Genomic DNA, 21267 nt, shown 5'->3' with positions numbered 1-21267 from the left:
ATTGTTGTTCCCTGTTCCGCTCCATGTCAGCCACGGTAGCGTCGGGCCAGTGTCTCCGGGTCGGTTCCCCGCCAATAGGCCCAGCGCAACCGCCACATGAGTACGATGGTACGCCAGGCACCGTTCACCTCCCAGCGACGGCTGTCCGTGATTACCGAAGCCCAAATGCAGTAGGGGCGGGAATGACGTCGCAGTGTTTTGCTCAGCGCCACGTCCTCCATCAGCGGAATGGACTCGTACCCGCCCACCCGTTCGAACACGGTGCGGCGCACGACAATGGCCTGGTCTCCGGTCGCAACGCCGGTCAGCCGCGAGCGCTGGTTCATGAACCAGGCGATTACCCGGAACAGCGGGCGGTTGCCGGAAAGGCGCACATCAAAGCGCCCCCAGAGCCGATCACTGGCCGCGAACCGCTCCAGCCACGCCAGCGCATCGACAGGGAGCCGGGTGTCCGCATGCAGGAACAGCAACAGCTCACCGCTAGCCGCCGCCGCACCGGCGTTCATCTGATTCGCACGCCCCTGGGGGGCCTCAATCCACAGATCACAGAGATGACCAGCAGCTTCACGAGTGCCATCGTCACTGCCTCCATCCGCCAGGATCAACTCACATCCGACGCCCCGGAGTGGCTGCAGTGCGGCCAGGGTGGCACCGATCCCTCCAGCTTCGTTGAGCACCGGTATGATGATGGAAATCCGCAAGAGCTCCCCCGGAGACGGATGGAAAGAGGGGCAGTCTAGGCTGGCCCGCTCACCAACGGCAACAACATGATTTGATGCCGGATGCAGAGCCCGCTACCATACGCACCTCTCCGCCCCTGTAGCTCAGCAGGATAGAGCGACGCCCTCCTAAGGCGTAGGTCGCAGGTTCGAATCCTGCCGGGGGCACCACCCTTAAAACCAGACTCCTACAGGCAGACCGCCGCTATTTCTTGCGCAGATCCACGCGCTCCTCATCCTTATCTTTCCCGTCGCTACCTTCCTGGCGTTTGAACTCCAAAACCGTCAGGACAACGCCGATGAGCATCAGGCCAAAAACAATCCCTGCGGGGTAGATGAGATCCAGGCTCATTTTTTTCTCCCCATCAGCGCGCAGAGCTTGAAGTAGATCCCAAAGGTGAAGATCGAGGGAATCCAGATCGCCGTGAAAATCGCCTGCTCACGATCATGCATCACAAACCAGAGATAGGCCGATATCACGAATGAAATAGCCACCGCGAGAATGATGAAAAAGTCCGATTTTTGAAACATAGAGTTACTCCGGTTCCAGCTTTTTTGATGATCACGGGCCGTACTCCAGCCCCAGAAAGCCAATGGCACTGATCAGGCATCCCGCTATTGCAACAGATCCCAGCATCCGAACACCGGCAGACAGCCCAACCGCGTAATCATCGAACTGGAGCACGCCCAGAAACCCCAGCAACAACCCGGTCATACCGAGCAAGGTGACAACAATCCCTAGTCGACTGAGAAACCTGAAAACGCGTCTAGGCACAATCACTGATCCGGTTAGACGAAATGTTGGCAGCCCGTTTGACTACTGGACGGTTTGTACGCTTGAGAGGAGAGTCTGGATTGCTGGGCGTAATCGCATTTGGCGTTATACAGACTGCCCTTTGATGGCCCGATTCCTGCATACCCTGCCCCGTGAACGACGGAAAACCGGCAAACCTCTGCCAGGAGTGAACCGATCATGGGTATTCTGGATGCGGCACTGAACTTTGGAGCCCGGGCCCTTCAGGGCACCGAGACCAGTGGTGCCCAGCAGAAGGCACCGCAGCAGGCCCCCGGGAGCGAAGCCACGCCCCGCAAAACGGCCACCTCCATTGCCGACGAGCGCGTCACTCTGGAAAAACAGGGCGGCAGCAATGTCAGCCTGGCGGACCTGCCCATGCAGGACTTCAAGAATGCCGTGGCGCGCGACAGCGGTTTCGTGAAGGAAACCATCGGCACCAAGCTGCAGGAGCTGGAGGTGGACCTGGGCACCCGCATGGCAGTGCGGCGCAACAGCCTGGGGGACATAGAGATGGACGCCCAGATCGCGCCGGATACCAAGAACCGCATCGAGAACGACCTCAACCAGAACCGGGCCTTCAAGGCCGCCTTCAATCGCCTGAGCACCAACCAGCCCACGGTGGAATACCTGGAGAACGTCTCACGCATCTCCCAGGCCTACGGCGAGGGCAATTCCATGCTGGAAAGTCTGGTGAGCGAGAGCCCTGAGAACAACCGCCTTCAGGACATCGCCCACCGTTATCAGGAGCTGCGCAAACAGGTAACCAGCGACGAGTCCGGCGCGAGTCAGGACCCGGCGGCCAGCTTCGAGATCCGCTTCAACCAGCCAGCCTGAACCCGCTTACCCCTGCTGGAACGGCGTGGGGTCACCCTTGCCTTCCCGCAGGATGTGGGGCACTTCGCCGCAAAGATCCACCACCGTGGTCGGCTCACGCCCACAGTAGCCGCCCTCGATCACCAGGTCCACATGGTGCTCCAGCCGGTCACGGATCTCCTCGGCATCATTCATGGGCCACTCGTCGCCCGGCATCAGCAGCGTTGAACTCATGATGGGTTCGCCCATCTCCGCCACCAGGGCCTCCACAATGCGGTTATCCGGCACACGGATGCCGATCTGGCGGCGCTTGGGATGCAGCAGCCGGCGCGGCACCTCGCTGGTGGCGTCCATGATCCAGGTGTAGGGCCCGGGTGTATGGGACTTGAGGAGCCGGAACTGGACGTTGTCCACCTTGGCGTAGGGGCCGATGTCCGAGAGGTCCTTACAGACCAGCGTGAAGTTGTGCTTGTCGTCCAGATTGCGCAGCCACTTGATGCGCTCCGCCGCCTTCTTCTTGTCCAGCGCACAGCCGAAGGCGTAGGCGGAATCCGTGGGGTAGGCGATGACGCCGCCCTTTTTCAGGATCTCCACGGCCTGGCGCACCAGCCGGGGCTGCGGGGTTTCCGGGTGGATCTCGAAGAACTGGCTCATATCCGCCTCCTCAGCCGGCCCTGGATCCGCCCATGCAGGGCGGGGAGTCAGGCGCCCCACTCTCGCGGGACTGCCATTCGTCCGGAGTGTAGAGATGCAGCGTGAGCGCGTGAACACCCTGCTTCAGCGGCTCATCCAGCGCGCCATAGACCGCCTGATGGCGCCCTACACGGCGCTTGCCCTCAAACGCATGCGCCACCATCACCACCTTGAAATGGGTCTCGGAGTTGGGCGGCACCGCGTGCTGGTGGCTTTCATTCTCCACAGAGAGCACTTCGGGACTGAAATGCTCCGTAAGGAGGGACTCGATCTGGGAATGCAGCGACATGCCACCTCCGGCGTCCGCAGATTCGTTACAATGCGCCGTCGAGTCTAGCACAGCGTCCGGCAGGAGCCCGAATGCGCCTCTACATTGCGGAAAAGCCCTCACTGGCCCGCGCCATTGCCACCGCCATTACCAACAACCCCCACCGCCGGAAGGGTTACCTGGAATGTGGCGGCGGTGTGTGCGTGAGCTGGTGCGTTGGCCACCTCCTGGAACCCATTGAACCCGGAGACTACCGCCCGGAGTGGCGGCGCTGGCGCATGGACCTGCTGCCCATGATCCCGGAGGACTGGCAGCGCCGGCCCAAAGAGGACGTCCGCGACCAGTTGACGGTGCTTGAACGGCTGACCGCTGAAGCGCACGAGGTCATCCACGCCGGCGACCCGGACCGGGAAGGGCAACTCCTGGTGGATGAGGTGCTGGAATGGTGTGGCGTTTCCGGCCCAGTCCGGCGTGTTCTGATCAACGATCTCAACCCGCCCGCCGTTCGCAGCGCCCTGGAAGCGGAAAGCAGCAACCAGCGCTTTGCCCCGCTCAAGGCCTCGGCGGAAGCGCGCCAGCGCGCGGACTGGCTCTACGGCATCAACCTGAGCCGCGCCTACACCCTTCATCACCAGCAGCAGGGCAAGGAAGGGGTCTTTTCCGTGGGGCGGGTCCAGACCCCAGTTCTCGGGCTGGTGGTCGCCCGGGACCGGGCCATCGAGAACTTCGATCCCACGCCCTGGTTCCAGCTGGATGCCGCCTTGGCCCCACCGGACACGCCGGATGCCCTCTTCCGGGCCCGCTGGCAACCCGGTGAGGCGCATTCCGCCCATATTGACGAGGAAGGCCGCCTTCTCAGGCGCAAGCCCGCCGAGGAAGTGAAAGCGAAGGTCACCGGGCAGGACGGCGAGATCACCGACGCCCGCTTCCGCGAACGCAACGAGGCGCCACCACTGCCGCTCTCGCTCTCGGTGCTCCAGATCACGGCGGCCAAGCGCTACGGACTGGGTGCCGAGCAGGTGCTCACCGCCGCGCAGTCCCTCTACGAGAAGCACCGGCTGATCACCTACCCGCGCTCGGACTGCCGCTACCTTCCGGAGGCCCACTGGGAGGACCGCCACGAACTGCTGGAGGCGATCCAGCGCAACCTCCCCGAGCTGGCGCCTGCGGGCGTGCCGGAAGACCCCAGCCGCCGCAGCCGAGCCTGGGACGACGGCAAGGTGGGCGCGCACCACGCCATCGTCCCCACCCGCCGGGTGATGGACCTGCAGAAGCTGAGCACCAACGAAAGGGCCGTTTACGATCTTGTGGCCCGCTTCTACCTGATGCAGTTCGAGAACGACGCCATCCACCGCGAGGGGCACCTGAGCGCAACCATCGCCGGCGAGCATTTCCGGGCGCGGGAGACCGGGCTGCTGCGCTCTGGCTGGAAACGCTTGGAGCCCGTGCGCCGCCGCCAGGAGGAGGAGCAACCCAAAGCCCCCCTGCCCCGGCTTGAGCCCGGCACACGAGTCCATTGCCACGAGGCCCGCTGCCTGGAGAAAACCACCAGGGCGCCACTGCCTTTCACGGACGCCTCACTGCTCTCGGCCATGACCGGCATCGCCCGCTTCGTGCGGGACGAGGCCCTGCGCCGCACCCTGCGCGAGACCGACGGTCTGGGCACGGAAGCCACCCGCGCGGCCATCATCCAGACCCTGTTCAACCGGGATTTCCTCTACCGCGAGGGCCGCTCCATCCACGCCACGGGCAAGGGCCGTGACCTGATCGACGGCCTGCCGGAGGACGCCACCACCCCGGACCGCACTGCCATCTGGGAATCCCGGCTGGAGGCGATCCGCCAGGGCGAGGCGGACACGGAAGCCTTCCTGGCCCAGCTCGCCAGCGATATCCGCACCCTGATCGAACCGGCCCGCAGCGCCTTCGCTCCACCAGAACCGGAGCAGACCGGTGTTCACTGCCCGCGCTGCCGGGCGCCCATGCGCCGGCGCAGCGGCCCCTATGGTGAATTCTGGTCCTGTTCGCGCTTTCCTGAATGCAAGGGCACACGCCGCATCATGGAAGACCCGGAACCCCGCCCCGAACCACAGGCACAGGCACAGGCACAGGCCGAGGGTACTGCGGATGGCATGGATCAGGCACCGGTGCCCTGCCCCTACTGCTATGCGCCACTGGTACGCCGCAACGGGCGCAACGGCCCCTTCTGGGGGTGCAGCCGCTACCCGGGGTGCCGCACCACGGTACCCGACCGTGATGGAAAGCCCGACACAGGGGCTTTTTGACACGATTTCAGGAAATCGCGCCAACACCTTGAGAAAGCAGTGGCGCTGATCCATGTTACCCTTTACAACAATTCAACAACTGCACCACAGGGTTGGCCTGTGGAATGCTGACTGAAGGAACCCGGAGGGCCCAATGCGCATTGCACTTCTGGAGGATGAGCAGGAACAGGCGGACCGTATCGCGGAGCTGCTTGAAAAAGACGGGAAACAGTGCGACTGCTTCCCGACCGGGCAGGCGTTTCTCAGTGCCGTCACCCACAAGAGCTACGATCTGCTGATCCTCGACTGGCAGATCCCGGACATCGACGGGATCGAGGTCCTGCGCCAGGTCCGGCTCAACCTGGACTGGCCCATACCGGTACTGTTCGTGACCCAGCGCGACAGCGAGCAGGACATCATCCAGGCCCTGGACGCCGGCGCCGATGACTATCTGGCCAAGCCGCTGCGCCCTGGGGAGCTGCTGGCACGGGTGCGGGCGCTGCTGCGCCGGGTTCATCCGGACGTGGAGAAGGAAGAGCTGGTGTTCGGGCCCTTCGTGATCAACACCACCAGGCGCACCATCCACTGCCACGATGAACTGATCGAGCTGACGGACAAGGATTTCGACCTGACCCTGTTCCTGTTCCAGAACCAGGGCCGGTTGCTCACCCGGGAAATGCTCCTTGAGCGGGTCTGGGGCGTATCCAGTGACATCAACACACGGACCGTGGACACACACATGAGCCGCCTGAGACGGCGGCTGGGCATCAAGCCGGAAAACGGCTACCGCATCAAGACGATCTACCAGCGCGGTTACCGGCTGGAAGCGGTGGACCAGGAGGCCGAGAGCGCCTGAAAGCAGGTTGGAGTTCCATGGTGCAGCAGGCAGTCGCAACCCTATCAGTACCACGCGTCCCAACGGGTCTATGGTCGTGCGTGATGGCTGCAGTCATGCTCTGCACCATGCCCGCCAGCGCCGATGTCGCGCGCGGCTCCGGTAACGCAGAGCTGACACTGGCACCGGCCCCCGCGGACTCCGATGGCGACTGGACCTACACCATAAAACCGGATGACACCCCCGCCACCATTGCCGAACGCCTCCTCTCTGACAATCGCAGCGCCAGCCAGCTCATGGGTTACAACGGCCGGACTCGGGACGCGGCACTGGAGCCCGGCAACACACTCCAGGTCCCGGTACCGTGGCTGGAACGCCGCCCCAGGCCGGCCGAGGCGGTTGCCGTGCGGGGCCAGGCCTGGCGGACCACGCATCCAGAAGGCACCCGGAGCCTACTGAACGAAGGGGATCAGCTGAACGTCGGTGATGGCGTGCGTACCGCCAGTAATGGCTATGCCCGCATCAGGCTGGCGGATGGCTCCACCCTGTCCATCGAGCCGGACTCCCGCCTGCAGTTCAACCGCCTGACGCAGTACGGCCGTGGCGCCATGGCCGATACCCGCATGAACCTGGAACAGGGCCGCATTGAAACGCACGTGGAACCCACGGAGGAGGACGGCTCAAGGTTCGAGATCCACACGCCATCCGCCGTGGCCGCCGTCCGGGGCACCCGTTTTGGCCTTGAAACCCGTGAGGACGGTACCCTTCTGGAAGTTCGCGAGGGCGAGGTCTGGTTCGGAACCCGGCAGGACACGCAGCCCATCCGCGAGGGCTATTCCGCCTACCTTTCCCCGGATCCCGGCTCCGACCCGGTCATCCGGCCACTCCCCCCTGCCCCACGGATAACCTCAGGGGCGAACGCGGCGCAACAACTGCCTGTTCAAATCGCCTGGCAGGCGCCGGAGGGCGTAAAGCACTTCCAGCTTGATCTTTTCCGGAACAACGGCGACTGGGTAAAAAGCGAGACCGTTACCGGCAACAGCGACTCGTTGGCTGGCCTCGCCAACGGCGATTACCAGCTGCAGCTCGCCAGCCTGAGCGATAACCGTAAGGGCGGAACAGACACCCTGGAATTCAGGATCGGCCTGCAGGCGCGACCGGCCACGCTCCGGACACCCGCCCGGGACGCCACCCTGGAGCAGGACCAGCCTGAATTCCAGTGGTCACTCCAGGGGGACTCCGAACAGGCCCGCGTGGAAGTAGCACGCTCCTCCGGATTCGAGGAGACCATTGCCACCAGTGCCTGGAAAACCGGTGAGAGCGCACGCCTGAGTGAACCACTGGAGGCGGGCGAGTACTGCTGGCGAGTCGTTACACGCACCGGTGGCGACAGCACCGCGACCAGCCCGGTGAACTGTTTCCAGCTCGCCGGCAGCCTGGAAACCACCCGTATCATCAGTGCCAACACCATCGACGACCGGGTGAACCTGTACTGGCAGAGTGTCGACAATGCCGACGGCTACCGTCTACAGCTCGCCGAAGACAGTGATTTTGAGCGGATCGTGCAGGACCGTGAGGTCAATGATACGGAAATCCGGATGCGCCTGGACCCGGGAGAGCGCTATCATGTGCGCGTGAAAGGCCTTGCTCCGGAACCCATGCGCAGTGACTGGGGAGAGGTTCGCGAAATCGCCGTGGAATGAACCCCGAACCGGAAGGGATTTTCCGTATTATGGAAACCGCCGAGCTGCTGCCCTCCCGACGTCTGGCGCGCTGGCATCTCGCCCTGCCCCTGCTCGCCGTGCTGGTTCTGCTGCTCAGCACCTCCGCCACCCAGCAGCTCGATTTCTGGCTGCACGACACCTTTATCCGCCTGATGCCGGTCACGCCGCCGGACGATCTGGCCATTGTCGCCATTGATGAGAAAAGCCTCGAAGCCCTTGGGCGCTGGCCCTGGCCGCGCCACCGCCATGCCAGCCTGATCGATCGGCTGGATGACGCGGATGCCGGGCCCATCGCGCTGGATATCCTCTTTACCGAACCCTCGGATAACGGACACGACGACCGGCGCCTGGCGGAGGCCATGGAGCGTCATGGCAACGTCATCCTGCCGCTGCATATCTTCCCGGGCGACAGTGAAAGGCCCCTGCGGGAATTCCTGCCAACCGCCCGACTGACCCGGACAGCAGCAGCCCTGGGCCATGTGCACGCGGAGCTGGACGACGATGGCATTGCCCGTACGCTGTTCCGGCGCCAGGGGCTGGGCGAAGCTACCTGGCCCAGCCTGGCCGATGCCGTGGCCATACAGGCCGGAATCGGAGCGCAGGTCCCGGAAGCCGGGGAGCTGGCTGCGCCCTATGTGAATGTGCGCAGCCACCGCGTCCATGTTCCCTTCACCCGGCCCGGCGCGATCCCACGCTTTTCCTATATCGATGTGCTGGAAGGCCGCGTTCCGAATTCCCAGCTTGCCGGGCGCACGCTCTTTGTGGGCCATACCGCCGCCGGCTTTGGAGATGTACTGCCCACGCCCATCTCCGGCCGCGGCAACCCACTTACCGGTGTGGAGTTCCACGCCAACACCTATGCAGCCATGGTCCGGGACCGGCTGGTCCATCCGGGCTCACTGTGGCCTGTGGCCGGTGCCGGCATCGGCATCATCCTTCTGATCACACTGGCGTTCCCGCGCATGCGGCCGGCCCGCACACTGCTGCTCAGCCTCGGCCTGACCGCTCTGCCCCTGCTGCTCAGCGCCCTCGCCATGCGTTGGCTCCAGCTCTGGATGCCGCCCTCGGCACCGGCGCTGGTAGCGGCGCTGGCTTTCCCTCTCTGGACGGCGGAGCGTCTGGCGCTGCTCACTCATTTCCTCAACCGCCAGCTGGACGCACTCGGCCATGAGCGCGATGTGCCCACCAGCGAACTTGCGGATACAGCGCCGACACGCCTTCTGGAACACCTGAAGGAGCTGTTGGGCGCCCGGGATGGCTGGCTGGTCACTGAAGGGCAGCCGGTACGCGGTCAGCCGCCGGTTACCACCCAGCAGCTCCAGCAACCCGGCAAGTGGCAGCACGAGGCCACCACCAGCCGTGTCCGCTTTTACCGTAACGGGGCCTGGCATGAACTGGGCCTGGTCTGGCCCGCCAGCGGCACGGACGATGCGCGGCGCGCCTACCTGAACCGACTGCCCCTGCATACCGGTACCGGAGGTGCCACCATTGAAACCAGCCGTGAACGGCTGTCGCGCCGTATCCAGCGCGTTCATTCCGCCGCGCTCAACCTTGCGGGCATGCGCCGTTTCATCGGTACGGGATTCGAGCGCATGCCGGATGGCGTGATCGTGACGGATGCCCTGGGCGTGATCGAATTCGTCAACGGGCGCATCGCTGCCTGGTTTGATACTCCCAGGGAAAGCCTTGTGGGCATGCCGCTGGCCCGGCTTCTGGCAGGCGCTGTACCCGACATGAATCCACCAACCGGAAAAAGGAGCTGGCGCGACGGCATTCTGTCGGTACTCACTGAAGGCACCCCCCTGACAGCGGAACTCCCGCTTGGGCAGCGCACCCTGCTGTTTCACCTGACCCCCTTCCGCCAGAGCCAATGGCGCCAGCCAGGCCTGATCGCCAACTTCTCGGATATCACCGACCTGCGCGAACGCCAGCGCCAGTACCGCGAGGCCATTGATTTCATATCCCATGACATGCGCTCTCCCCTGGTCTCGCAACTGGCCCTGCTCGACCAGCTGCAGCGCGAGAACCGTAATGCCGACCCGGAGACACTGGGCCAGATCGCGCGACTGGCCCGGCGCAGCTACGAGTTGGCGGAAGAATTCGTCCAGCTGGCCCGGGCCGAAGACCTCACGGAGAAACGCTTCTATGAGTGCGAGCTCCTGACCATCGCCGAAAACGCGGTGGATGCCGTGGAGCAGCAGGCCAGAAGCCGGGCGATCCGGATCCTGCTGGATGGCGAAGAGGATCTGTGGCTGCGGAGCAATGCGGAGCTGCTGGAACGGGCCGTCATCAATCTTCTGAGCAACGCCCTGCAGTACAGCCCTGGGTCCACGGAAGTGACCGTCACGGTGGAAAAGGCTGGAGGCTACGGCATCGTGGCAGTGGCCGACCAGGGGCCCGGCATTGCTCCCGAGGATCAGCCCATGGTGTTCCAGCGTTTCCGCCGGCAGCAGGACCAGGAGATGGGCGGCCCGCACGGGGCGGGCCTGGGTCTTGCGTTTGTGCAAACAGTGGCCGAGCGCCATGGTGGCACCGTGGATCTGGTCAGCACGCTTGGGCGTGGTTCCACTTTCCGTCTGTACCTGCCGCTGACAGACTGAAATGGATCAGATGGTCTTGCTGGCCGGCTCAGCCCGTGCGCTCTCACGGCCCTCAGAATCGACGGTTTTCACCGAAAAGTACCATTTGCCTTCGCTCAGGTCTTCCACGGTGTACTCCATATCCTGACAATCCTGACAGGTCACTTCCGTGCTGTTGCTGAGCTGCTCCGGGTCCTGCCCCCAAAGCACCACATAATGGGAAATATGGCCGTCCGGAAGACCATCGCCATTAACCCGGTATGCGGGTGCATCCCAGCTCAGTACCGCACTGCCCGATACCACACTGGCATTTTTTTGCTTGCCATCCCGGCTTTGCTCGTGAGCGGCCCCACTACTCCCTGAGCCAGAGTCAGAACCGCCTCCTCCCCGACAGCCGACCAGAGCCAGACTCATAATCAGACTACCGACCACACGGATGCTCAATGATCTGGCCGGATATGGCATTTTTGGAACCAGCTTGCTGACATATTAGCACCAATCGTAACGGCCAATTCTGTAAAAGTGTATTTAATCCAGATGCTTTTTGATACGTTTCGGAGACAGTCCTGAGGTTCTCCCCATGACCGCAATCCACTACCAGCGTCTGCTTCCATGGGCAGATACTGCCCCACTACTGAGACTCTATCGACGCAGTATCGGCTCGGTGGATGAAGGTGTCTACTCAGCGGCCCAGCGCCGTGCCTGGGCCCAGTGGGCAGCAGACGCGACCAGCGCCGATGCACAGTTGCGGCAGGGGCTGACAGTAATGGCGCTTGCCGACGGCAGTACCGTGGGATTTGCCCAGCTCTGCCCGGCACACCTGGTGAACATGCTGTATGTGGATGAAAGCTGGCAGAGGCTGGGAATAGGAAGGAATCTTGTCACCCAACTCGAGACGGTTGCACACCAGAGTGGTATAGCTACCCTGACGACGCGGGCAAGCGACGTATCCCTTCCACTTTTCCTCTGTCTCGGCTTCGAGCCGGTGCATCGCGAACAGATTCGAGCGGGCGACGGCGTCACCCTGACGCGCACCCTGATGCATAAGCCACTGCACCGCGCACCGTAACCAGAGAGCATGATACAGCGCACAGTCCTACCGGACCGAATGCGTGCGCCCCCTCACATGCCAGACAGAAATGGACTAGAGTTTGTAAACAGACGTTACAGAATGTATTGGACGCTACGGCCGCAAAGGCATAATGTCGAATTATCCTGACCGGATAGGCTGGCAGGCAAAGGGAGGCGATACAGCTTGCTGCTCAAATCTCTCTGGCGACGAAGCAGACAGCAATCGGGAAAGTCCGGCGACAAAGGGTTCCGGCTGCGCGATCATCTGACCTACACCGGCGACTACCACCTTGAGCGCCTGAGCAAGCTGCTGGAGCTGCGTTACCAGCGCAAATTCCCCTGGGACAGTGACGACAGCATCCGGGACATGATCCATTTCGCCTCCCGGGTCCAAGATCAGGACATCCAGCGGGAGCTGCTGCTGTTCTACCTCAACTGCTCCCCTGCCGTTCAGGAGTATCTGCGCAGCGGCGGCATTGTCGACGCCTCGCATTACATCCACAATCCCAACCACAACGGGGACGGTTCCGACTGACCCCGCCTGTCACGTTCCACAACAGGAGGCACTCCATGGAATACCTGCACACCATGGTCCGCGTCAGTGATCTTGAACAATCCCTGCACTTCTACTGCAACCTGCTGGGCATGGAAGAAGTCAGCCGCCGCGAAAGCGAGAAGGGCCGGTTCACACTGGTGTTCCTGTGCGCGCCGGGAGACCGAGAATCCGCACACACCAACAAATCGCCCATGCTGGAGCTCACCTGGAACTGGGACCCGGAGGAATATACCGGCGGGCGGAATTTCGGGCATCTGGCCTATCGCGTGGAGAACATCTACGAGCTTTGCCAGCACCTGCAGGACAACGGCGTAACCATCAACCGCCCACCACGGGATGGCCACATGGCGTTTGTGCGTTCGCCGGACGGCATTTCCATTGAACTGCTCCAGAAAGGCGAGGCGCTGGAACCCAGCGAACCCTGGGCCTCCATGGAGAACACCGGCACATGGTGATCAATCCAGATGCCTGAGGGTAGCCGCCGCAAGCTGTTCAAGCCCGGGCCAGTCCTGGGCCCTGATCCGATCCTCCGGGACCAGCCAGGTACCTCCGACCGCTGCCACATTGGACTCCCGCAGCCAAGTGGCAGCATCCTCCCCGGTGATACCGCCGGTTGGCACCAGCCAGGCCTCGGCAAAAGGCCCCAGCAGTGACCGCACCATCGGCAGACCACCGCTGGCTGCAGCCGGGAAGAACTTGAACCCGCGATAACCGAATTCGAAGCCCTTAAGCAGCTCAGTGGGTGTAGCCACCCCAGGGAGCAGAGGAATACTGGCTGTAACGCCGTATTGTAGGAGCGTATGCGAGGCTCCGGGGGAGACGGCGAAGTCAACCCCGGCATCAATCGCGCTGTGAAAATCCTCAATGGAACGCACCGTACCGGCGGCCAGCACCAGTTGCGGGAACCGCCTGCGCAGGCGCCGCAGCGCCGGCAGCCCAGAGGACGTCCGGAGTGTGACTTCCAGGACACTGATGCCACCACTGACCAGGGCATCGGCCACCGGCTCCGCGTCCGCTTCATCATCCAGGGTCAGAATCGGGACCACACGGGCGCGACGCAGCCAGTGCTCAAGGTCATGCTGGTGATGGTTGCCGTAATCGCTATGCATATCAGGGGCTCCAGAACACTCTCAAGGGGGCCGACAGCAGACGGGCCACCGGGTATTTTTGCCAGCTGAGGCCCTCCGCCGCAATCCGTTCCAGCAGTGTTCGCTTGGCATCCCCGGATATCAGCAGAACCCGCTCCGTCGTCTGCGCCAGGGCCGACCAGTTCAGGGTCAGGCGCTCAACCGGCTCAGCGCTGGCACGGGTAGCCACCACCGCCGGTCCAGCGGTGTTCTGGAGGGCTTCCAGCGACGCTGCATCACCCGGGAACCAGGAAGCACTGTGCCCATCCTCCCCCATGCCCAGAACCGCCAGAACTGGCGGCCATGGCGCACACTCCCTCAGGGCCCGTGCCTCCATGGGCTGATCCAGGGACACAAAGCGTGCAACGGCGGCCTGGCCGGTCAGGATTGTCCGGCGGATCAGCCATTCATTGCGGCATTCCAGCTCCGGTGGACTGGCCCGTTCATCCACGGGCATCACCCATACCCGCTCCCAATCCAGGGCAAAGCTGGCCAGGCATTCGAAGAAATGGGCCGGTGAGCCTCCTCCGGAAACCAGGAGGGTGACCGCTCCGGTCCGGGCCAGCGCCCGGCGCAGAGCATCGGCCACATGATCCGCCAGCGCCTGGGCCTGGGCTGCCCTGTTGCTGAAGAGGTACCAATCGGGGGTACGGGGTGCCATGCATGGTTTTGCGCCCTGCTGCCATTCCAGCCAGACTGTCGGCCTTACCGTCTCACAGAACAGGCCCTGAAACCATGGAAAACAAGCCCGAGATACTGGACACACGACTGGTGGCCAGCAGCCGACTGTTCGGCATCGAGGAAGTGCACCTGCGCTTCACCAACGGCACCGAATGCGAGTTCGAGCGCCTGCGCACACCGCCGATCGCCGGCATCATGTGCGTACCGCTTCTGGACGACGACACCGTGGTGCTGATCCGTGAATACGGGGTGGGAACCGAGGAATACCATATCACCCTGCCCAAGGGCGGTACCGAACATGGCGAGGACTGGCGTGAGACCGCCAACCGCGAGCTCCAGGAGGAGGCCGGCTACCGGGCGGAACACCTTGCCTGGATGAAGGACATGACCCTGTCACCGGGCTACATGGGGCACCACATCCGGGTCATCCTGGCCGAGGGGTTGTCCGAGTCGCACCTTCCAGGCGATGAGCCCGAGCCGCTGGAGGTCTTCACGTGGAAGCTCTCGCGGCTGGACGAACTGGTGGCCCGGGAGGATATGAACGAGGCCCGTGTGATCGCCGCCCTTTACATGGTCAGGGACCTGAAACAGGGCGGCAAGCCGGTTCAGGAGGCGTAGGCGTACTCGCCACCCGCCTCCAGCGCGCGCCTGTAGGCGGGCCGCTGCTGGTAGTTCTGCACGTAACGGGCAATGTTGGGGTAACGCCGCCGCGCCAGACCGGAGGCCACCACCGCTTCCAGGGGGAAACTCATCTGGATGTCGGCCGCCGTCAGATTATCGTTCACAAACCACTCATGGCGCGCCAGGTGATCCTCCACAAAATCCAGGTGGGAGGCGATCAGCGGTCCCAGAAACATTTTGTGGGTCTTGTCGGCAATGCCTTTGGCGACAGGGCGCGCAAAGAACGGCATGGGGCCAGTGCGCACTTTCTCGAACACCAGCCGCATGACCAGCGGCGGCATGAGCGACCCTTCCGCATAATGCATCCAGAAGGTCCAGTCCAGAAACCCCTCACCCCCTTCTTCCACCAGAAGACGCCGTTGCGGATCCTTTCGGGCGAGGTAATCCACGATGGCTCCGGACTCGGCAATCACCCGCCCTTCGTCCTCGATGACGGGCGATTTTCCAAGGGAATGGACCCGCTTGAGGCTCTCCGGCGCCAGGCTGGATTTCGGATCCCGCTGGTGATGCTGGATGCGGTAGTCCATCCCCAGCTCCTCCAGCATCCAGAGAATGCGCTGGGACCTCGAGTTGTTGAGGTGATGCAGTGTGATCATGGGTGCTTCCTGCGTTCAGACGGGTGTACCGGTTCACTACGCAGTGCATGGGGCCAGGGATCAATCGATTTCGACCAACGTCTAATTGCGGCAATCCCGTACGCCACGCAGGCTCATTCCTAACGGAAGACAGCAGTCGTTCCGGAATGAGCCGTGCTCAAGCTCTGTCTAAAAGGAGAAATCACAATGAACAAAAAACTCTCAGTGACTGCCCTCGCGATTGCCATTGGCGCTGCCAGCAGCGGCGTCCAGGCCCAGGATCTCGAGGAGCGGGTTTCCGCACTGGAGAATACGCCTCTAGCGAATACGAACTTTGATGTGGGTGGGTTTGTAAAAATGGATTCCCACGTCACACGAGCCACTGACAGCGCATCGGGTGAATATGGATTTGAGAATTTCCTTGTTCCCGGCGCAATCCCCACAGATAACGCAACGAACAGCAGCTACAACTACAACATGAACGCCCGGCAGAGCCGGATCTTTTTCAGTACCGACACTGAGACTGATATTGGCAATGTTGGCACTTATGTTGAAATCGACTTTCTCGGCTCTGACATCGACGAGGATGTCTCCAGCAGCTACAGCCCCCGTCTGCGTCATGCCTTCATGACCTTTCAGGACTTCACCATCGGTCAAACCTGGTCGACGTTTTTCAATGTGAGTTCACTGCCTGAGAACCTTGACTTCGTCGGCCCAGTCGGCACTGTATTTGTTCGCCAAACACAGATTCGCTATAGCCCCGGCAACTGGGATTTCGCAATCGAGAACCCGCAATCAACAACGGCCCCGGTAAGCACCGCTAGCGAGTCAGAATTTGATCAGAACCGAATGCCTGATCTGGTAGCCCGTTACAACGCTCCCATCGACAACGGAAGCGCAAGTGTCGCTGTCATGGGTAGGGAAATAGCTTACCGTGATGCATCACTGAACAACGGTGATGACAGCCGTGAAAGCGCTTACGGCTACGCGGTATCCCTCGCAGGTAAGTTCCCCGTTGGAGATAACGGCAGCGATATCCGCGCGCAACTCAATGCCGGTAACGCGCTTGGCCGCTACATCGCCCTCAATGGGTTCCAGGCGGCACAAATCGAAGCCGACGGCGACGTTGAGTTGGTCGATCAGGTCAGCGGACATGTGTCTTACCGCCACATCTGGAGCCCTCAGTGGCGTTCCAACCTTACACTCTCTCACGCAAGTGCCGATAACCCTGACGCCACACTCGGCACGGCTGCGAAGAGCTACACCAGCACTCACGCCAACCTGATCTACTCGCCAATCTCCAATCTGGACCTCGGCGGCGAAGTAATCTGGGGGGATAAAGAGCTGGAAAATGGCAGAAACGGCGAGCTGCACAGGCTGCAGTTCACCGCCAAGCTCGGGTTCTGATCCGGACCCGTTATCCTGAGGATCATCATCCGTGCTCCATTTGGCCGCCACCCTGTGTGGCGGCCTTTTTTATGGTTTCCAATGGGGTCAGCGTATTGCGGATACGGGCCCTCTGGCGGCCATTCAGCTTTTCCAGACGTTGCTTCAGCGCCCGCGAGAACTGGCTCTTCAGGTCATGACGCACATCATCCAGTCCTTCCCTCAGGCGCCTTTCGAGCTTGTCTCTATTGGCCCACTCGTCCGCCTCGATCATCGCCCAGTCAATGCTGACCCAAGCCGCGGTACCGGCAACAAGGCCGCAGCCTATCGCCAGCGGTCCGGTTGCACCGCAAACCCCCAGCCCTGCCAGTGCCGCGGAACCGGCCCTTGAGGCCACCCTTCCCGCACCACGAGCTGCTGCAGCACGGCCTCCGGAAGCCACCGCGGCGCGGGTGGCCGCCCGCCAGACCAGTGCTCCTGTTGCAATCCCTCCCGCGCCACTCAGTGCCAGCCGGTTCTCCAGCCTGCCACGCTCGCCCGCCATCACCCCTGATGACAGCACATCCAGGTCAAGGGCCCGGGAATTATTCTCCCGTGAGTGGTTGAGGGGCGGAGGCACCTCATAGTCCGCCAGCGCGGCCCGCATCATACGACGCCAGCCCTTCAGAGTGCGTTGCGCATAGCGGCCCGCATCCGTTGCAAGTCCACGCTCGAGCGCCGCGAGACGTGCCTGGAAATCCGTCTCCTCAAACAGCAGTTCCTCGGTTCTGCCGACCACCAGCGCCCGGCCCTCAAAACCCAGCGTCTCCAGCGCCCAGCCACTCAGGCGCGTGTACTCGCCCCCAAGACTGTAGTACCAGTCCAGAAACGTGGGCAGCTGATTCTCAACGGGCTCGAAAAGCCTGACCATGCCCCGCTCAAGACGCGCCTCCAGCCCCTCCTGCCCCAATGTAGCCCCCTGCCGGAACCAGATGCCTGAACGCGCCTGCAGTTCCGGAAGGCGGGACTGCGGCACGCGGTAGTGGGTGCCATCAAACACCAGGTGAAGCCGCGCCTCCCTGGGCGCTTCACGCTGCTGGAAGGCCCCGGCGCCGTGCCAGCCGGCCGCCAGCAGCGCGCAGATCACAACCGCACCCAGACCATGCCGCATACCCTCACCTCCTGCCATCGTGCAGCCTCCCGGCCAGGACACCGTTGAACAGCACCAGCAGCGAAACCACGAACAGGCTCTGGCGCACCAGCACGGAAACCCAGACGCCAGCCCTGACCCAGTACGGCTGATCCGCAGCCGTGATCTGCTGCACCACCCACTGTTCCAGGCCTTGCCAGGCCGCAAGCCACTGTGTGCCTTTCTCCACAGCCACGCTGACCGCCCTCTCCCGGTCGGTAACGTGCCAGAGCACCTGCTCCAGGGTCGCCTCCCGGAAATCCGGCTGGGGCTGCACCAGGGCCCACAGCAACAGACAAAACACCAGAACCACGCCCGCGCCCCACTGCCCTACCCGTGCAACCAGCTCCGGCCGATAAGCCGGCGAGGCATCACGCCAGAACACACGATCCGCCCTGGCGCGTGCCAGAACAAACAGCAACACCGCCACCAGCATCAACCGCCAGACTCCGGGTGCCGCCCCGATCCGGACCACTGTCAGCAGCAGAACCGCCGCCAGCACACCCGCCTTGATCAGCTGGACGATGAACAGGCACAAACCGCCACGCAGACGCCGGTTCCATGGGCTCTCCGGGTAGAGGTAGGCGCTCCGCCACGCCCTGCGCCTGATGCGCGCCCGCAGGAACAGCCCCCGGAGCATAACCAGTGTCACAACCATCCAGATCAGCACCACCCAACCGGCTGCCAGCACCCGCCCCTGCAACATGAACAACCAGAGCGCGGCAACACAGATCAGCAGAAGAGCCGCATGCCTGGCGATGCGGTGCTGCTCGGGCGGCGTGTGCAGGCGTACGGGTGAGGTCATTGTCATGGGGTTATTCTGGCACAGCATCCAGACATACTGCTTGAACACTTTCTGATCAGGTCGTACATTGTAATAACAGACCCCGAAGCACAGCGGTCTCGGAGCCTGTTCAACCCTGAATGAGCAGGAGGTGACCTATGAAACGTCTATTCTATCTCGTCGACCGGATGGACAGCGTGGAAGCCATATCCGAGGACCTGCACCAGGAGGGCATCACGGACTGGCGATTCCATATCCTGAGCCGTGATGAGGCGGGTCTGTTCACCCGGAAGCTGCACAGCGCAAGCCTCTTTGACCGTACCGATCTGCCCCGTTATACCGAACGTGGCGCCATAGCCGGCGGCCTGTTTGCCCTGGCTTTCATTACAACCGCACAGTGGACCCAGGCATTCGCCATGCCCACTGCCGCCTGGATTGCCTTGTTCCTTTTCATGGTGGCCGCAGGCGCCTTTCTCGCGGGTTTCGGCGGAATCGGCGCGGAGAATTACCGGATCCGCCGGTTTCACGATGCCATCGAGAATGGCGAACACCTGGTCATGGTCGATGTCCGGAAAAAGGATGAGCAGCGCATGAAGGAACTCATGGCCCAGAGGCATCCGGAAGCACGTCTCCAGAGAGAGACATCGTCCTTCAACAATCCATTCGTGGAAGAAGATGGGAAACCCCATCTGTTCTGACTAAGGGATGAAACGATTCAGGAAGGGTCGCGTATGCCGGGGCATTTCAATCACTATTGACCGCGACAACGGGACAATCGCTCGAATCAGCCCCGGCAGCGCTTATTAAGGCGCCGATAGAGCGTGCTGCGACTGATTCCAAGAGCCCGGGCTGCGGCGGCGTAGTTGCCCTGGTGGGCCTCAATAGCCTCGATCATGCAGCGCTCTTCCGTTTCGCGCAGCTCACCTTTCGCTGAGTTCTGCGTTTCGGGATTCGTATTGGCCTCAGAATGCAGGCTTGGCGGAAGATCGCCTGCATTGATTGGCCTACCTGGCTCGCGCAGCGCTATGGCTGTGCGCAACACATTATGCAGTTCACGAAGATTGCCAGGCCAGTCATGGGCAAGCAGGCATTCCCTGGCGGTCGGCGAGAGAGCCGCTGTTGGATCTGTGCCAGTAATGAAACGATCAATAAGCCCGTCAAGGTCGGCGCGTTCGCGAAGCGCCGGCAGTACCACCTCCAGACCGCATAGGCGATAGTAAAGATCAGCCCGGAACAGCCCCTCCGCCATCTCGCCCCGTAGATCCTGGTGAGTGGCGCTCACCAACGCAAAGTCCACCGGGATGGGCCTGGTACTGCCCACGGGAACGACACAACGATCCTGGAGCACACGCAGCAGCCGACTCTGCAGAGCGATCGGCATGTCGCCGATTTCGTCGAGAAAGAGCGTACCGCCATCGGCGTTCAGCACATAGCCCGAAGCCCCTTCTGGACTGGCCCCGGTGAATGCTCCCGGCCGGTAGCCAAACAACTCCGCTTCCGCCAGTGATTCGGGAATGGCAGCACAGTTGACGCTCACCAGAGGTCCATCGCCACGGTCGCTGCGTTCGTGAAGCATCCGTGCCACCTGCTCTTTGCCCGTGCCGGTTTCACCTTTGAGCAGCACCGGGATCCCACTGTTAAAGACACGGCTCGCCCGCTGCATGCGAGCAACAAAATCCGGATCCCCTGCATGCAGGGTTGGGCACGGGTCATCCGAGGGCGGGTTGCTGGCCTGCGTCGCAACACTCCGGGATACTCGGGTCGTAGGCCCAGGCCAGCGGATGATGGCGGTGACATTGATGCCCTGGAAGGTGTGCAGTACGACTCTGTCATTGTTGAACGTGGTGATGCGATCCAATGTTGCATCAAAGAGCGACTCAAAGGCATCACCGGGTACTAGCTGGGGAAAATGAGCTTTTGCGACCTCGTTCGCAGCGAGTGCCCGGCCATTCTCATCAAGCACAAGGATGGCCTCACCCAGGGTGCCGATCAACTCGGGCCGCGCATGGAAATGGAGGTATACCGCTTCCGGGTATTCAGCCTCAAGAATCCGGTTCTCGATCATCCGCGCGCCCATCCGAACCAGCCCCAGTCCATGGAGCTGACGCGCGGGCTGATCACCCGAGACGTCGAGTAACCCAATGATCCTGCCTGCCGCATCGCGAATCGGCGTTGCCGCACAGGTGAGGAAGGTGTTGCTTTCGAGAAAATGCTCAGCCCCGTGAACAGAGCTGGCATGGCCTTCGGCAAGCGCGACACCGATGGCGTTGGTCCCACGCGCGGCCTCGCCCCAGCAGGCGCCCGGTTGCAGAGCAACGCGCTGGCTACGTCGGTTGAAGGCCGGATCACCTTGGCGTTGCAGGATGATCCCCTCGGCATCGGTGAGCAGAACGGCACTGTTGGTACCGGCAATCTGCTGGTGCAGGTTAGCAAGTTCTGGCTGCGCGAAGGCGATCAGCCGCTCGTTGCGCTGCCGGATGCGCTCAAGCGCAGATTGCTCAAGCATCGCATCTGTACCAGAGCGCCCGGGCCTCAACCCGAGCGCACGAC

The 21267-nt window shown here is 62.5% G+C and carries 24 protein-coding genes and 1 tRNA gene; 12 read left to right on the top strand and 13 right to left on the bottom strand.

Annotated elements, in window-relative coordinates:
• Positions 1 to 26: 26 nt before the first annotated feature.
• Complete coding sequence (locus tag H4I92_RS02290; RefSeq protein ID WP_245800831.1) at positions 27 to 701, bottom strand: TIGR04283 family arsenosugar biosynthesis glycosyltransferase; 675 nt, start codon at positions 699 to 701, stop codon at positions 27 to 29.
• 112 nt (positions 702 to 813) lie between these two features.
• Between H4I92_RS02290 and H4I92_RS02285 the strand changes: the two genes are divergently transcribed.
• Positions 814 to 890 (top strand) — tRNA-Arg (locus H4I92_RS02285).
• A gap of 34 nt (positions 891 to 924) precedes the next feature.
• On the opposite strand, the gene H4I92_RS02280 is transcribed toward H4I92_RS02285, so the two are convergent.
• From H4I92_RS02280 to H4I92_RS02270, 3 genes are read right to left on the bottom strand one after another with little or no spacing between them, the layout of a single operon-like run.
• The gene (locus H4I92_RS02280; RefSeq protein ID WP_179105597.1) at positions 925 to 1071 is read right to left on the bottom strand and encodes a hypothetical protein; all 147 of its coding nucleotides are present in this window, start codon (positions 1069 to 1071) and stop codon (positions 925 to 927) included.
• Positions 1068 to 1250 (bottom strand): hypothetical protein, encoded by a 183-nt coding sequence (locus H4I92_RS02275; protein ID WP_077529022.1) that lies wholly within the window; start codon positions 1248 to 1250, stop codon positions 1068 to 1070. The genes H4I92_RS02280 and H4I92_RS02275 overlap by 4 nt, the downstream gene beginning before the upstream one ends.
• Positions 1251 to 1281: 31 nt before the next feature.
• Complete coding sequence (locus tag H4I92_RS02270; protein ID WP_179105596.1) at positions 1282 to 1443, bottom strand: hypothetical protein; 162 nt, start codon at positions 1441 to 1443, stop codon at positions 1282 to 1284.
• Between the two features lie 249 nt (positions 1444 to 1692).
• On the opposite strand from H4I92_RS02270, the gene H4I92_RS02265 reads away from it, so the two are divergent.
• Complete coding sequence (locus tag H4I92_RS02265; RefSeq protein ID WP_077529020.1) at positions 1693 to 2349, top strand: hypothetical protein; 657 nt, start codon at positions 1693 to 1695, stop codon at positions 2347 to 2349.
• Between the two features lie 6 nt (positions 2350 to 2355).
• On the opposite strand, the gene H4I92_RS02260 is transcribed toward H4I92_RS02265, so the two are convergent.
• Together H4I92_RS02260 and H4I92_RS02255 are read right to left on the bottom strand one after the other, a co-directional pair.
• On the bottom strand, positions 2356 to 2982 hold the full coding sequence (locus H4I92_RS02260) for an L-threonylcarbamoyladenylate synthase (protein WP_077529019.1): 627 nt from the start codon (positions 2980 to 2982) through the stop codon (positions 2356 to 2358).
• A 10-nt stretch (positions 2983 to 2992) separates the two neighbouring features.
• Positions 2993 to 3310, bottom strand: coding sequence for a BolA family protein (locus tag H4I92_RS02255; RefSeq protein ID WP_077529018.1), 318 nt, complete (start codon positions 3308 to 3310; stop codon positions 2993 to 2995).
• Positions 3311 to 3381: 71 nt separating this feature from the next.
• On the opposite strand from H4I92_RS02255, the gene H4I92_RS02250 reads away from it, so the two are divergent.
• The 4 genes from H4I92_RS02250 (at position 3382) to H4I92_RS02235 (ending at position 10709) form a co-directional block, all read left to right on the top strand.
• Positions 3382 to 5571, top strand: a complete 2190-nt coding sequence (locus H4I92_RS02250) for a DNA topoisomerase III (protein ID WP_077529017.1) — start codon at positions 3382 to 3384, stop codon at positions 5569 to 5571.
• Between the two features lie 133 nt (positions 5572 to 5704).
• On the top strand, positions 5705 to 6406 hold the full coding sequence (locus tag H4I92_RS02245) for a response regulator transcription factor (RefSeq protein ID WP_077529016.1): 702 nt from the start codon (positions 5705 to 5707) through the stop codon (positions 6404 to 6406).
• Positions 6407 to 6489: 83 nt separating this feature from the next.
• A complete protein-coding gene (locus H4I92_RS02240) occupies positions 6490 to 8088 on the top strand; it encodes a FecR domain-containing protein (RefSeq protein ID WP_179105595.1) in 1599 nt (532 codons plus the stop codon).
• Between the two features lie 29 nt (positions 8089 to 8117).
• Positions 8118 to 10709 carry a CHASE2 domain-containing protein gene (locus H4I92_RS02235; RefSeq protein ID WP_077529090.1) on the top strand — a complete coding sequence of 864 codons (2592 nt, stop codon included), beginning with the start codon at positions 8118 to 8120 and terminating at the stop codon, positions 10707 to 10709.
• A gap of 6 nt (positions 10710 to 10715) precedes the next feature.
• On the opposite strand, the gene H4I92_RS02230 is transcribed toward H4I92_RS02235, so the two are convergent.
• On the bottom strand, positions 10716 to 10991 hold the full coding sequence (locus H4I92_RS02230) for a fibronectin type III domain-containing protein (protein WP_077529014.1): 276 nt from the start codon (positions 10989 to 10991) through the stop codon (positions 10716 to 10718).
• Between the two features lie 277 nt (positions 10992 to 11268).
• Between H4I92_RS02230 and H4I92_RS02225 the strand changes: the two genes are divergently transcribed.
• The 3 genes from H4I92_RS02225 to H4I92_RS02215 all read left to right on the top strand — a co-directional run bounded on the left by H4I92_RS02225 (position 11269) and on the right by H4I92_RS02215 (position 12770).
• Entirely contained in the window at positions 11269 to 11757 is a 489-nt protein-coding gene (locus H4I92_RS02225; RefSeq protein WP_077529013.1) for a GNAT family N-acetyltransferase, read from the top strand.
• 186 nt (positions 11758 to 11943) lie between these two features.
• The gene (locus H4I92_RS02220) at positions 11944 to 12294 is read left to right on the top strand and encodes a hypothetical protein (RefSeq protein ID WP_218668109.1); all 351 of its coding nucleotides are present in this window, start codon (positions 11944 to 11946) and stop codon (positions 12292 to 12294) included.
• 35 nt (positions 12295 to 12329) lie between these two features.
• On the top strand, positions 12330 to 12770 hold the full coding sequence (locus H4I92_RS02215) for a VOC family protein (protein WP_077529011.1): 441 nt from the start codon (positions 12330 to 12332) through the stop codon (positions 12768 to 12770).
• On the opposite strand, the gene eda is transcribed toward H4I92_RS02215, so the two are convergent.
• Positions 12771 to 13424, bottom strand: a complete 654-nt coding sequence (eda, locus tag H4I92_RS02210; protein WP_077529010.1) for a bifunctional 4-hydroxy-2-oxoglutarate aldolase/2-dehydro-3-deoxy-phosphogluconate aldolase — start codon at positions 13422 to 13424, stop codon at positions 12771 to 12773.
• A 1-nt stretch (position 13425) separates the two neighbouring features.
• Positions 13426 to 14103 carry a 6-phosphogluconolactonase gene (locus tag H4I92_RS02205; protein ID WP_077529009.1) on the bottom strand — a complete coding sequence of 226 codons (678 nt, stop codon included), beginning with the start codon at positions 14101 to 14103 and terminating at the stop codon, positions 13426 to 13428.
• Between the two features lie 74 nt (positions 14104 to 14177).
• On the opposite strand from H4I92_RS02205, the gene nudE reads away from it, so the two are divergent.
• Positions 14178 to 14741, top strand: a complete 564-nt coding sequence (nudE, locus tag H4I92_RS02200; protein WP_077529008.1) for an ADP compounds hydrolase NudE — start codon at positions 14178 to 14180, stop codon at positions 14739 to 14741.
• Here the strand turns inward: nudE and H4I92_RS02195 are convergent.
• Positions 14729 to 15400 (bottom strand): glutathione S-transferase, encoded by a 672-nt coding sequence (locus H4I92_RS02195; RefSeq protein ID WP_077529007.1) that lies wholly within the window; start codon positions 15398 to 15400, stop codon positions 14729 to 14731. The two genes, nudE and H4I92_RS02195, sit on opposite strands and share 13 nt — an antisense overlap.
• Before the next feature lie 186 nt (positions 15401 to 15586).
• Between H4I92_RS02195 and H4I92_RS02190 the strand changes: the two genes are divergently transcribed.
• A complete protein-coding gene (locus H4I92_RS02190; protein WP_077529006.1) occupies positions 15587 to 16786 on the top strand; it encodes a DcaP family trimeric outer membrane transporter in 1200 nt (399 codons plus the stop codon).
• A 25-nt stretch (positions 16787 to 16811) separates the two neighbouring features.
• On the opposite strand, the gene H4I92_RS02185 is transcribed toward H4I92_RS02190, so the two are convergent.
• Entirely contained in the window at positions 16812 to 17915 is a 1104-nt protein-coding gene (locus H4I92_RS02185) for a hypothetical protein (protein ID WP_077529005.1), read from the bottom strand.
• A gap of 4 nt (positions 17916 to 17919) precedes the next feature.
• The gene (locus tag H4I92_RS02180; RefSeq protein WP_143512573.1) at positions 17920 to 18744 is read right to left on the bottom strand and encodes a hypothetical protein; all 825 of its coding nucleotides are present in this window, start codon (positions 18742 to 18744) and stop codon (positions 17920 to 17922) included.
• A gap of 131 nt (positions 18745 to 18875) precedes the next feature.
• Between H4I92_RS02180 and H4I92_RS02175 the strand changes: the two genes are divergently transcribed.
• On the top strand, positions 18876 to 19415 hold the full coding sequence (locus tag H4I92_RS02175; protein WP_077529003.1) for a hypothetical protein: 540 nt from the start codon (positions 18876 to 18878) through the stop codon (positions 19413 to 19415).
• 86 nt (positions 19416 to 19501) lie between these two features.
• Here H4I92_RS02175 and H4I92_RS02170 read toward each other — a convergent pair whose 3' ends face one another.
• Positions 19502 to 21223: a sigma-54-dependent Fis family transcriptional regulator gene (locus tag H4I92_RS02170; RefSeq protein WP_179105594.1), complete on the bottom strand. Its 1722-nt coding sequence runs from the start codon at positions 21221 to 21223 to the stop codon at positions 19502 to 19504.
• Between the last annotated feature and the right edge of the window lie 44 nt (positions 21224 to 21267).

The sequence above is a fragment of the Vreelandella halophila genome (assembly GCF_019903425.1).
Lineage (GTDB): Bacteria > Pseudomonadota > Gammaproteobacteria > Pseudomonadales > Oleiphilaceae > Halospina > Halospina halophila.
The sequence above is the reverse complement of the archived record's forward strand: the minus strand, read 5'-3'. Positions and strand labels throughout refer to the sequence as shown.

Bases quoted from the DNA above. Each gene is read 5' to 3' on its own strand.
- H4I92_RS02280 (WP_179105597.1), bottom strand. From the start codon at position 1,071: ATGAGCCTGGATCTCATCTACCCCGCAGGGATTGTTTTTGGCCTGATG.
- H4I92_RS02275 (WP_077529022.1), bottom strand. From the start codon at position 1,250: ATGTTTCAAAAATCGGACTTTTTCATCATTCTCGCGGTGGCTATTTCA.
- H4I92_RS02265 (WP_077529020.1), top strand. From the start codon at position 1,693: ATGGGTATTCTGGATGCGGCACTGAACTTTGGAGCCCGGGCCCTTCAG.
- H4I92_RS02260 (WP_077529019.1), bottom strand. From the start codon at position 2,982: ATGAGCCAGTTCTTCGAGATCCACCCGGAAACCCCGCAGCCCCGGCTG.
- H4I92_RS02255 (WP_077529018.1), bottom strand. From the start codon at position 3,310: ATGTCGCTGCATTCCCAGATCGAGTCCCTCCTTACGGAGCATTTCAGT.
- H4I92_RS02250 (WP_077529017.1), top strand. From the start codon at position 3,382: ATGCGCCTCTACATTGCGGAAAAGCCCTCACTGGCCCGCGCCATTGCC.
- H4I92_RS02245 (WP_077529016.1), top strand. From the start codon at position 5,705: ATGCGCATTGCACTTCTGGAGGATGAGCAGGAACAGGCGGACCGTATC.
- H4I92_RS02240 (WP_179105595.1), top strand. From the start codon at position 6,490: ATGGCTGCAGTCATGCTCTGCACCATGCCCGCCAGCGCCGATGTCGCG.
- H4I92_RS02235 (WP_077529090.1), top strand. From the start codon at position 8,118: ATGGAAACCGCCGAGCTGCTGCCCTCCCGACGTCTGGCGCGCTGGCAT.
- H4I92_RS02225 (WP_077529013.1), top strand. From the start codon at position 11,269: ATGACCGCAATCCACTACCAGCGTCTGCTTCCATGGGCAGATACTGCC.
- H4I92_RS02215 (WP_077529011.1), top strand. From the start codon at position 12,330: ATGGAATACCTGCACACCATGGTCCGCGTCAGTGATCTTGAACAATCC.
- eda (WP_077529010.1), bottom strand. From the start codon at position 13,424: ATGCATAGCGATTACGGCAACCATCACCAGCATGACCTTGAGCACTGG.
- H4I92_RS02205 (WP_077529009.1), bottom strand. From the start codon at position 14,103: ATGGCACCCCGTACCCCCGATTGGTACCTCTTCAGCAACAGGGCAGCC.
- nudE (WP_077529008.1), top strand. From the start codon at position 14,178: ATGGAAAACAAGCCCGAGATACTGGACACACGACTGGTGGCCAGCAGC.
- H4I92_RS02195 (WP_077529007.1), bottom strand. From the start codon at position 15,400: ATGATCACACTGCATCACCTCAACAACTCGAGGTCCCAGCGCATTCTC.
- H4I92_RS02190 (WP_077529006.1), top strand. From the start codon at position 15,587: ATGAACAAAAAACTCTCAGTGACTGCCCTCGCGATTGCCATTGGCGCT.
- H4I92_RS02185 (WP_077529005.1), bottom strand. From the start codon at position 17,915: ATGCGGCATGGTCTGGGTGCGGTTGTGATCTGCGCGCTGCTGGCGGCC.
- H4I92_RS02180 (WP_143512573.1), bottom strand. From the start codon at position 18,744: ATGACAATGACCTCACCCGTACGCCTGCACACGCCGCCCGAGCAGCAC.
- H4I92_RS02175 (WP_077529003.1), top strand. From the start codon at position 18,876: ATGAAACGTCTATTCTATCTCGTCGACCGGATGGACAGCGTGGAAGCC.
- H4I92_RS02170 (WP_179105594.1), bottom strand. From the start codon at position 21,223: ATGCTTGAGCAATCTGCGCTTGAGCGCATCCGGCAGCGCAACGAGCGG.